Origin of the sequence: Rodentibacter caecimuris (genome assembly GCF_010587025.1) — a bacterium.
In the GTDB taxonomy this organism is placed as follows: domain Bacteria; phylum Pseudomonadota; class Gammaproteobacteria; order Enterobacterales; family Pasteurellaceae; genus Rodentibacter; species Rodentibacter caecimuris.
Genome location: NZ_CP040863.1, coordinates 2,098,810 through 2,108,485, shown reverse-complemented (window position 1 = coordinate 2,108,485; position 9,676 = coordinate 2,098,810). Strand labels below are relative to the sequence as shown.

13 protein-coding genes are annotated in these 9,676 nt (G+C 39.1%); 1 reads left to right on the top strand and 12 read right to left on the bottom strand.

What is annotated here, in order from left to right; genetic code table 11:
• The first annotated feature begins 29 nt into the window (after nt 1–29).
• Nucleotides 30–1,520, top strand: coding sequence for a surface lipoprotein assembly modifier (locus tag FEE42_RS10325; RefSeq protein WP_059367925.1), 1,491 nt, complete (start codon nt 30–32; stop codon nt 1,518–1,520).
• Between the two features lie 576 nt (nt 1,521–2,096).
• Here FEE42_RS10325 and FEE42_RS10320 read toward each other — a convergent pair.
• The 12 genes from FEE42_RS10320 to FEE42_RS10265 form a co-directional block, all read right to left on the bottom strand.
• Nucleotides 2,097–2,591: a tyrosine-type recombinase/integrase gene (locus FEE42_RS10320; protein ID WP_077665787.1), complete on the bottom strand. Its 495-nt coding sequence runs from the start codon at nt 2,589–2,591 to the stop codon at nt 2,097–2,099.
• Nucleotides 2,557–2,922 (bottom strand): integrase arm-type DNA-binding domain-containing protein, encoded by a 366-nt coding sequence (locus FEE42_RS10315; RefSeq protein ID WP_237184425.1) that lies wholly within the window; start codon nt 2,920–2,922, stop codon nt 2,557–2,559. Before FEE42_RS10315 ends, FEE42_RS10320 begins: the two co-directional genes overlap by 35 nt.
• 812 nt (nt 2,923–3,734) lie before the next feature.
• Nucleotides 3,735–5,933: a DUF927 domain-containing protein gene (locus tag FEE42_RS10310; RefSeq protein WP_164028496.1), complete on the bottom strand. Its 2,199-nt coding sequence runs from the start codon at nt 5,931–5,933 to the stop codon at nt 3,735–3,737.
• 8 nt (nt 5,934–5,941) lie between these two features.
• Nucleotides 5,942–6,238: a hypothetical protein gene (locus FEE42_RS10305; RefSeq protein WP_164028494.1), complete on the bottom strand. Its 297-nt coding sequence runs from the start codon at nt 6,236–6,238 to the stop codon at nt 5,942–5,944.
• Between the two features lie 17 nt (nt 6,239–6,255).
• Nucleotides 6,256–7,260, bottom strand: a complete 1,005-nt coding sequence (locus FEE42_RS10300; RefSeq protein WP_164028492.1) for a tyrosine-type recombinase/integrase — start codon at nt 7,258–7,260, stop codon at nt 6,256–6,258.
• 9 nt (nt 7,261–7,269) lie between these two features.
• Nucleotides 7,270–7,467, bottom strand: a complete 198-nt coding sequence (locus FEE42_RS10295) for a hypothetical protein (RefSeq protein WP_164027485.1) — start codon at nt 7,465–7,467, stop codon at nt 7,270–7,272.
• Complete coding sequence (locus FEE42_RS10290) at nt 7,464–7,778, bottom strand: hypothetical protein (protein WP_164028490.1); 315 nt, start codon at nt 7,776–7,778, stop codon at nt 7,464–7,466. The genes FEE42_RS10295 and FEE42_RS10290 overlap by 4 nt, the downstream gene beginning before the upstream one ends.
• The gene (locus FEE42_RS10285) at nt 7,778–8,104 is read right to left on the bottom strand and encodes a hypothetical protein (protein ID WP_164028488.1); all 327 of its coding nucleotides are present in this window, start codon (nt 8,102–8,104) and stop codon (nt 7,778–7,780) included. The genes FEE42_RS10290 and FEE42_RS10285 overlap by 1 nt, the downstream gene beginning before the upstream one ends.
• Nucleotides 8,104–8,274 carry a hypothetical protein gene (locus tag FEE42_RS10280; protein WP_164028487.1) on the bottom strand — a complete coding sequence of 57 codons (171 nt, stop codon included), beginning with the start codon at nt 8,272–8,274 and terminating at the stop codon, nt 8,104–8,106. The genes FEE42_RS10285 and FEE42_RS10280 overlap by 1 nt, the downstream gene beginning before the upstream one ends.
• Entirely contained in the window at nt 8,267–8,815 is a 549-nt protein-coding gene (locus tag FEE42_RS10275) for an ash family protein (protein WP_164028485.1), read from the bottom strand. The genes FEE42_RS10280 and FEE42_RS10275 overlap by 8 nt, the downstream gene beginning before the upstream one ends.
• Before the next feature lie 94 nt (nt 8,816–8,909).
• Nucleotides 8,910–9,335: an Ogr/Delta-like zinc finger protein gene (locus FEE42_RS10270; protein WP_164027396.1), complete on the bottom strand. Its 426-nt coding sequence runs from the start codon at nt 9,333–9,335 to the stop codon at nt 8,910–8,912.
• Nucleotides 9,336–9,346: 11 nt separating this feature from the next.
• Complete coding sequence (locus FEE42_RS10265) at nt 9,347–9,562, bottom strand: helix-turn-helix transcriptional regulator (protein ID WP_164028483.1); 216 nt, start codon at nt 9,560–9,562, stop codon at nt 9,347–9,349.
• Nucleotides 9,563–9,676 lie beyond the last annotated feature (114 nt).

Sequence of the window (9,676 nt, the reverse complement as noted above, 5' to 3'; positions counted from 1 at the left end):
TTTTGAAAGAATACTATAGGATATTTTATATGAAAAAATCAACCTTATTTATTTTAACCCTTTGTAGTGTATCTTCTATTACCTACGCAAATAATTTTCATGAAAGAGATCCTGAACAAACAAAAATTAAGACAACAAGTGATTTAGATATTAATACTCTCCAAACAGATTTATTAAGACAGGAAAAATTATCAACTGAAGTAGAGAAAAATACAAATAAACAAGAATATCTACGTTATACGGGAAGACAACTTGTTGAAAATCCTGAAATCTTAGAAAAGCTTATTGTAGATGCATTAGTAACACCCAATAAATCTATATTGCCCGGATATATTAAGTTATACAGAAATGTACCAAATGCGGATCAGTCTTTAATTGATTGGGCTAATGCTATTTTATTGAGAGACTCCGACTTAAATAAATCAATAGATGTTTATAGAAAATTAATTTCTCACTTTCCTGATAATCATTTTATTCGTTATCAATTAGCAGAAACATTATTTTATAATCAAGAATTTGAAGCCGCTAAATCTCAATTTGAAAAATTAAGAGTAATCAAAACGATTAGTCCAAAGGATATTGAAGTTTTTGATAGATTTATTAATGCGATAAATAATAAAGAAGAATGGAATTTCTCTTTTGGCGCAACTTTCTTAAACGATAAAAATTTAGCTAATTCAGCCAAAGAAGGAACGGAAGTCATTTTACCAAATGGTGCGACCGTTGTTTACAATACGAAAAGACAGAGCGGACAAGGGATAATGTCTTGGTTCTCCGCCAATAAGCAATGGAATATCAATAGCGGAAAATATATCGCCTTTGAATCCAGTTTTTCTAATAAATATTACTGGGATAATAAATCTTATAACGACTTAAATGCTTATGTTGGTTTAGGCATTGGTTATTCTGACGCAAGATTTAATATTCAATTAACACCATATACCAGTAAACGTTGGTATGCTGGAGGACTTAATTATGGTGGTTCATTAAAACGCTATTCAAGCACCTATGGAGCAAATCTGTCAACGAGTTATTGGTTGACGCAAAAGCTAAAATATTCATTTAGCTATAATTATGGTTATGATACATATGATCGAGATGTTTACGATAACCAGTATAGAGGCAGTTCTCATTTTTTAACAAATTCTATTATGTATCTTCCCAGCACGACACAATTTTGGTCTTTAGCGATAGATTTATCGGATAAAGAGGCGAAAGATCGTACAAATGCCTATAAACGTATAGGAACTCGTTTAACTTGGGGAAAAGAATGGCCTTTAGGCATCGCTACTTCTGCAACTTTAGGTTTAGGAAAACGTAATTATAAAGAAATAAGCTTCTTTGGTAGTAAACAGAAAGATAAAGAATATTCTGCATCCGTTACGTTATGGCATAAAGCCGTACATTTTGCCGGTTTTACACCTCGATTAACCTATACTTATACCAAAACAGATAGTAATATTCCTATTTATAGTTACTATAAAAACCAACTTCTATTTGATGTTAGTAAAAGTTTCTAAAAACCGTTTTTTAAGATTATTTACAATAATATAGGGGTATAATTAACCCTATATTATTTGCTTATACAAAAATAAATAGCGATTGAGTTAAATATACTGTCAATGAGCTTCAAAAATTGAACCATAAAGACTATCCAAAAGTGCTCCATTTATCATTCAATATTAATTGTGTTGTTTAAAATGATAAAATTCTTTACCTGTTTCTAATATATGACAATGATGAAACACCTAAGCCCCTTTTTTAACTAAAAAGGTAAATAGCCTTTCGTTTAAACTATCGTTTTAAGGTGTAAAGCTGGGGCTCTAAGGCTTCCTTCTTTCGCCCCAACTATCACTATGAGGTTAATTCCTACTCTCGTATCAATCAAAGAGCCTTGTCCTCTTATCTCCTTCAGGTAATAAATCCCTTCAGCTCTTAATTCGCACATACCATGCACTTTATTGCGTAAGCACTATAGAATAAAGAAACCGTTATTCGTAGATGTCGGTAGTATTGATTGCACTATTCAATAAAGCGGTTATCTTTTCCATTTTATTGAGTGGATAATAGGACAATATGCCCACGCTTGCCCCCTTTCATCTTTTCAGCAGGAATAGCCCATAGTTTTTGATTAAAATCAATTTCCGCCCATTCTGCGCTAAGCGATTCTTTGGACGTACCATCGTTAATAATTGCCATTTGATTAATAACTTTACTTGCATTGAGCTATTGCTATCCCTTAAATCGGAAAGAAACTCCGGTAATAATTCAGGGCGGATAGTAGGATTGTTTTCGGTGGTGGGCGCACTAAAACTTGAGGCAACATTTACGCACTGGTTAAACTCAATCAAGCCACCATTTACGGCAAAATTTAATATCTCATTCAATAACCGAACCACCCTTTGAAGAGTATCGTTTATGCCACGTTCCTTGAGTGGGGTTAATGTCTCAATCACTAATTTGGGCGTGATAGCGGATATGGGCATTGCGCCCAGCTTTGGGAATAAGTACTTTTCAAGCCGTCCCCAATTCTTCTCAAGTGTTTTAGCTTGAACTTCATCTGCTTTCTTTTCTTTCCACTTTTCCGCCACGGCAAGTAAGGTATTTATTAAGCGTTCCTGCTCCTCTGCGCTTTGCTGTTGCCGGTATTGTTGCGGATCGATATTTTGGTGCAAGCAATGACAAAAATCCGTCTCTAACCTTGCGTGCTTGCGATAAAGAAACTTCGGGATATTTCCCTACGCCTAATAAAACCCGCTTTCTAGGATTGCTAAAAGGCTGATAGTAATTAAATCGCCATAGTTTCGCACCAGTTGATTTAATCAATAAATAAAGCCCTTGACCGTCTGATAGCGTGTAGTCTTTGTCTTTAGGCTTGGCTTTATCTATCTCTGTATTTGTGAGCGGTTTAGTTATACGCAATTTGTTTCGCATTGTTGCGTATAACTAAGCATATAACTAAAATCTGTGGCTGTAAACGTATAAACCCGTAAGAAAACGTATGAGAAAATAAAATGACGTTGAGGTCAGTATTTATAAGGATTTAGTTTATGAAAACGTAAGAAGAAATAAGAAGAGAAAAGTCCGTTTGGTCCCTACCGTCTTCAATATTTTTCATTAAAGCCTTTTTCTATCTGCTTTTTCTTAACTTAGCCAATCAGAAAAGGGAACAATCAAGGGAACATTAAACGAATTTTTTGACCTATTTGTCATCTTTTGCGGATTATGCTCAAAAATTGATTACAGGGTCAATCTTTAAATTTCGTTTAATCTCATTTATTGTTGTTTTTATCAGATAGCGAGTTACTTGGAAAAAATCACTATCAGTCAAACAAGCATTTTTTCATAAAAATAATTTTTTTCTGTGAGTGTGTTTTTTTATAGGAATTATAGGAATTTAGGAACGCCTAAAGTTTTTCCCTTATTTATCAAATTGTTAAGCGCTAAAAATCGTTCCTATTTTTAGTTTTCAAAATAGGAACGCAACAGGAATTTTTTAGGAACAGAAAAAATGCACTTTTTCAAAATAGGTACAAAAAGGCAATAAATAGGAATTTTTAACCTTAAAATAGGAATATTTAGACATAGAATAGGAATGATTTATTTATATAATATATTGATTTATAAATAATTATTTTCTTTATTCCTATAATTCCTACTAAAAAATCACCTATTGGCTAGAAAATTAATATTATGCACATAAAAAAAGCAAGGCGTTCACCTTGCTTTGTTTTTTATTCGGTTTCGTTTTCATCATCTGAAAACGGCATGATTTTATAGGCTCTTGCCGTTTTGCCGATCATCTTTTTGGGTATCTTGAAAATAAACTCATTATAGCCTTGTTCCGGTTTGTTTGGCTTTTTGAGTAGCCCCGCTGTAAATAAAATACCAAATGCCGTTTTTTTGGGGAATCCGTCTATCACTTCATCAAAGATTTTGGGATAAATGAAATAATGTTCTTCCTCTTTTTTAGCTTCATTTGCCAGTACACGAACGCCCGCAATTTTTAACGGTGTTTTGGCGTTTGGGTCTGCCGGATATTCAATAAAAGCGGCTTCATTAATTAATAACCAATCAGTCACGGCTCTAATAAGTGCGGTTTCCTCTCGGCTGTTTTCACCAAACTCATCCTTCCAGTTGAGAAAATTTTTCATTATGGCGTGCGCGCTTTCTTCCTCCGTCCATTGGGTTAAATGGCGGGCTAGGTGTAAAGCGGTTTCCAGAACGGCGAATCGGTCGCCTGCGACGCGTTGAACTTGTCCGCTCATATTGCTTGATAAATCCAACCATTTTTGCCGGATTGCCTTGTAAGTGGTTTTTACGGTGGCAGCATTGTTGGCAAGAAAAGCGATCCATTCACGACCAATTACGCCAAAACATTCTTTCGCTTTTTCGTTCAAGTGATCCGCATGGGCTTTTTTGCTTGCGAATTGGTGCAAGTGTTGCGGTTCTTCCAACGGTACATTTAAAAGCCTTACTAATTGCCCTGCGTGCACTTTCACGCCTTTTAATCTTAATTGGGTTTCTAAATCCTTTTCGCCCGTTGAAAGTGCGGTCACTTTCCAACGTTTTATTTGTTGGTTTCCGCCCTCTTTTTTACCTCGGTTTTTATCCGTGCCGTTAAATAACGCATAAGCGATATTTTCAAGCGCGTAACCGTCTTTGGCTTCGCCCATTTCGTCCAACGTCAAAAAGCCGTCATTTCGCGCAGCTGCCTCGTTTTTTATCGCGTTGTCGGTGGAACTCCAGCTTAATTTGATTTTGTCGGGATCGCCGTAAATGCTATTGGCTATATTTAACGTGGTGCTTTTCCCTTTTGAACTTTCCGCAAATAAATGTACGCCAAAAGAATCGAGCCCCAAAAGCGAAAGCATAGGTGCAGCCAGTGCAGTAGCTACGCCGATCATCATCGAGGTGTTACCTCGTACATTTTCGGCGATTTCGCGCTGCCAATCGGCAAGGGTTCTGCTTGTAACATAGCCTAGGCTTGAACTGCTTTTATCAGTGAAATAAATCGGTTTTGAAGGCGTGCCAATAATTTCACCATTCGGCAATAAATAAGCCCCATTTAGCCAACCTGTTATGTTTGTGATCGTCCATTGTGTAAAATGGTTTCCATTAAAGTGAAAATGCTCGGTGAGTTTCTGAGTTAATCCTGCTCCCTGTGTCATTTTAAGTCCTTGTGCTTTTAGCATTTTCCAGCCGGAATCCGTGCCAAAGTCTTCACGTGCGATCGCAACTGTGCGAGGAGTGTTTTCGTCTCGGTTTTGCCATTGGAATAAGTAATAATATTCGCCGCTTTGGGTTTTACCCTCTCCGACTAAGTCCAATTTATCGCAAATCCATATTTCTTTCTCGGCTAATATTTCCCCCGTGCTTTTATCGATTTCCGGTTTAATATAATGCAAGCCTTTAATCTTGCCGTTCTCTCTATAATCAACGTAAGGAACGCGGGACGGCTCCGGCGACAAGTCCATAGAATCAACAATCAAGCCCGCTAAGTCTTGCGCCTGTTGGTCTTCGCGTAAATTAGCGATATAGGCGGTTAACTCTTCCGAATTTTCGCCTAAGCTATCGGCAAAAAAGATTTTTTGGGCGTTTGTGTTGTTTGCAACGGCTAATAAAAGGGCGGTTTTCTCTTCTTCTGTCACGTTGCCCATTTGGCAAAATGTAACGGTGTGAATATCGTCTTTAAATAATTGATAACCGCTAATTCTTGCCAGTTTTTCAGAATCGAGAATAATCGGTTTGTAATCTTGTTCTAAGCCTAATTTATCGCGCAACAAGCCCCATTCTAAACCGTTTCCCTTATTTTTGCCTTTGCCCCACGCTTGCCATACATTCGAACCGATTAACGCGTAAATATGCTCATAAGCTACACGCCCTTGTTCGTCAAAGTGCGGTACTTTTGGCCGTTGTTTTTTATATGCCATAATTCCCCCTAACCTTGATTTCTATGTTTAAAAAACGCAATCACATCGCCGGCGCGGTATTTTTTCGGGGCGTTTTTCTTTGGTGTGCCTACGCTTGCCGGAAAATGCGGATCGTGGATAAGTGTTTGCATTAAATAGCCGTATGAAATTTTGGCATAGTCTGCCACTTGTCGCGCCGTCCAGATTTCATCAGGGCTGAATGCTGCCTTGTCATTTTCAAGCCGGTTTAGGCGTTCACCATAATCGGCGAGAATGCGTTTCAGGCTTGCCAGCGTTAATTTTGGTTCTTGTTGAATTTCTTGCATTTTTTGTTCCTTAATGATTAGCCCAAAAGGCTGACTACATTTTCCATTTTTGGCGAATAGTAAGTATTCAGTAAAATTTTAATGTCTCGATGGCCGCTGATTTTTGCCAATGTCATCACGTCCACTTTTTCCGCAAGGCGGGTTAAGGCTTCCCGTCTTGTGTCGTGAAAATGTAAATCTGCCTCTGCAAGCCCCGCCCGCTCTTTCAATTTTCTGAAATTTGCATCGAGGTTTTTGGCAGTTAATTGAAAAATGGGTTCTTCTTCTCCAAAACTTAAACGTTCCATTGTGTCGAGAATCGCTACGGCTTTTGTTGAAAGCGGAACATTGCGCGGGTGTCCGTTTTTACTGGTCGGAATATGTAAAATTTTCGTTTGCCGGTTGTAATTTTTCCATTTTGCATTGCAAATTTCACCGGCGCGCATGGCGGTTTCAAGGGCAAATAACATCGCCGCCCCCGCTCGGCTTAATGCGGTGAGCGGGGTGCGGTTAAGTGAAAAGCCGGAAACAAATTTCAAGCGTTCGATTTCCTCATGGCTATAACGGCGTGTGCGTGCATGCGGGGTTTTCGGTTTGCGCACGTTTTTAAGGGGATTTTCTTTCAGGAATTTCCATTCACCGCATGCCATTGTCATAATATGGGAAAGGGTGTTCCATTCCCGTAAAACGCTGGCTACACTGACTTTAGAAAGGCGTTCATCACGCCATAATCTAAAATCATCTTCCTTTAAATCCACTAAATAAACGCGCCCTAGCGGCATATCCATTAAGCGGAAGAGGCGCAAGCGTTCCTCACGGTAACTTTTCTTATAGCGGCTGACTTCTTTGATGTATTTATCAATCACATCCGCAAAGGTGATATAAGGGATCCCCGTGTGATAAGTGCCATTAATGATTTTATCCTCTAACGCTTTAGCCCATGCGATAGCCTCGGCTTTAGTGCGGAATTGTTCTGACTTTGAAACCCCTTTACGGCGCACTTGTGCGCGCCATCCTTTATTTCTTTTGATAATGGTTGCCATAAATCCCCCTTATTTCCGATTTTTCCGGCGTGCGATGCGCTGGGCTTTGCGTTTATTCTTAATTTTATTCATTCGTCTTTCGTAAAAATTGAGTTGCTCATTTTTAGGAAATTCAAGCCCAAAGAAAGCTTCATTAAATAGCGCGCTATCACTGGCGAAAAATTCCAATTCTGCGCCGTTGGGAAAGTGTAAAGAATAGGTGTTCATGCTGTCGCTCCTTGTGGGTGTGGGTTTCTTCCGCCCATGATTTTGAATAAATCGTTAAAGACTTTTGCGTGGCTGTTTTGTTGTAAAGCAGCTTGATGTTGATATTTTGCTTTTTCGGTTTGGCTCACCTTTTCGCCATTTTCTAATTTCAGCCTTGTTTCTTCACTTTTTGCCCATTGGCGGGCCGTGGCTTTGTCTGATTCAAAATAGCGGCTTGAAATGAGTTTCTTCCGATTAATTTGAATTTTCACCACGGCATAGTAAGCGGTTAAATGATTGTCATCAGTGAGTGAATAAATAGAAATAGCCATTATTTGCCCCCTTGTGCTTTCATTTCTGCATAACGCAATAAACACTGTTCAAGCGGATACATGCCATTGTTTGAATAAACATCGCATAGGTTATGATCAATCCACTTGCGAACCTGTGTGCCTTTTAGTTCTTTCATTAAGGCTAAATAGCAAACGCCAAAAAAGGCGAGAGAGTCCGTTAAATCGCGTTCTTCCGGTAGTTCAGGAATATTGAAATGAGCCTTTAAATCTTTAATCAATAACAAGGAAGGATTTGTTTTTTTCTCTTTTTCGGTGTCGCGATAAACTAAAATGCCTTCGTGAGTTTGAATTAATTTTCCATTCATTATTTTGCCCCTCTTGATATTTCTATATCACGTCCGGCCATATTGTTCACATTGCCGGTGACGTGTTGATTGATACCGTTGTCGATATAATTAATCGTGATATAAATCCGGTTTATTCGATGACGGCAGATAAGCGAGTGTAAAAGGGCTTTAAGGGAAAAATTACGCATAACAAGCCCCCTTAATTCTTGCAATAAAAAGGGCGTTTTCGGGCGTGAGATTTAATCGTTGGCGGGCTTCCGCTTCGGTTTTGGCGTAAATAAATAGACGTAGGCGTTTATCGCCTAGTAAAAGGAATTTAAAAAGCATTGTTGATAGTCCTTGTATAAATTTTTCAGGAACTACCGCTAGACTTCTGACGATCGGGCGGTAGAACGTAACAGGGTCAGAAACCGTCATACAAGGAAAACGGCAAAGGGCGAAACCTTTCCTATTACGCTCTACCATTGGGAATAGTCTATCAAAAGATAGATTATTTTGGATAGGTGCGTAAACGCTACGAACAAAAAAAGCACGTGTAAAAATTGGCGTGCTGTTCGCCTTGTATATATTCAGCTTCTGACGACTGGCTTTAGATTTTGCTAAAGCGGATTTAATATAGTTTAATTTCGTTTTAACTGTCAAGGCTGAATTTGACAAAATACGGCTTTTTTTGTGCGGTTGGTGATAAATACTTGATTTTTGGCTATAATATGCCTGTTCATTTTTCATAAATGAATCCTTATTTATGGCTAGTTTTTGGTTAATCGGTGTTAAGCCTCCGTTGCGCGGGGGCTTTTCTTTTGGCTGCGTTTCGGCGGCAAGGCTAGAAATTGAGCTTTCCTTGTGTATTGCCGGATTCTTTAAGCCGTGCTAAGCGTTCTTCGTTGGTCATGGGTTTAATCCCCGCCTCTTTCAAAAGTTCTTTTTCGCTTTTCTCCCAGCCGTTTGCCTCCGGACAATCCACAAAAACCGCGCGGCGAATGTTGGTGAAGCGTTCTTCGTTGGTCATGGGTTTAATCCCCGCCTCTTTCAAAAGTTCTTTTTCGCTTTTCTCCCAGCCGTTTGCCTCCGGACAATCCACAAAAACCGCGCGTCGAATGTTGGTGATTTGCCCGACAAATTCCGCTTGTAATTGGTTGCATTGTGGGCAATAAAGGCGCGCACTGGTAACCAGTAAAGAAAGTTTGTTACTGGTGCGAATGCCTACTTTATGCCCGCAAAACGGGCAATAAATCGTTAATCCGCTCATCTTCCCCCCCCTTAGTGCGCATTGGGGTTTTCTGCGGTGTGGTTTTGCTGCGCTAAATAACGCTCCACGGCTTCCACCGGATAACGGGCCAAGCGCCCAAATTTAACCGGTTTTGGAAATTTACCGGCTTTGGATTGTTCCCATAGCCAGCTGCGAGAAACATCGAGCATTTTGCAAAGCGTGGCGGTTGAATAATAGCGTTGTTGTGAATCTGTGTTTTTTTCCATACGTTCCCCTCTGATTTGTTGGTGTTGTCAAATAACGTGCTTTTTTGTCTTGTTTGTCGGGGTGGTATGGTAGGGAAAGGATTTTTTGAAGAATGGAAATTTCCAAAAATAGTT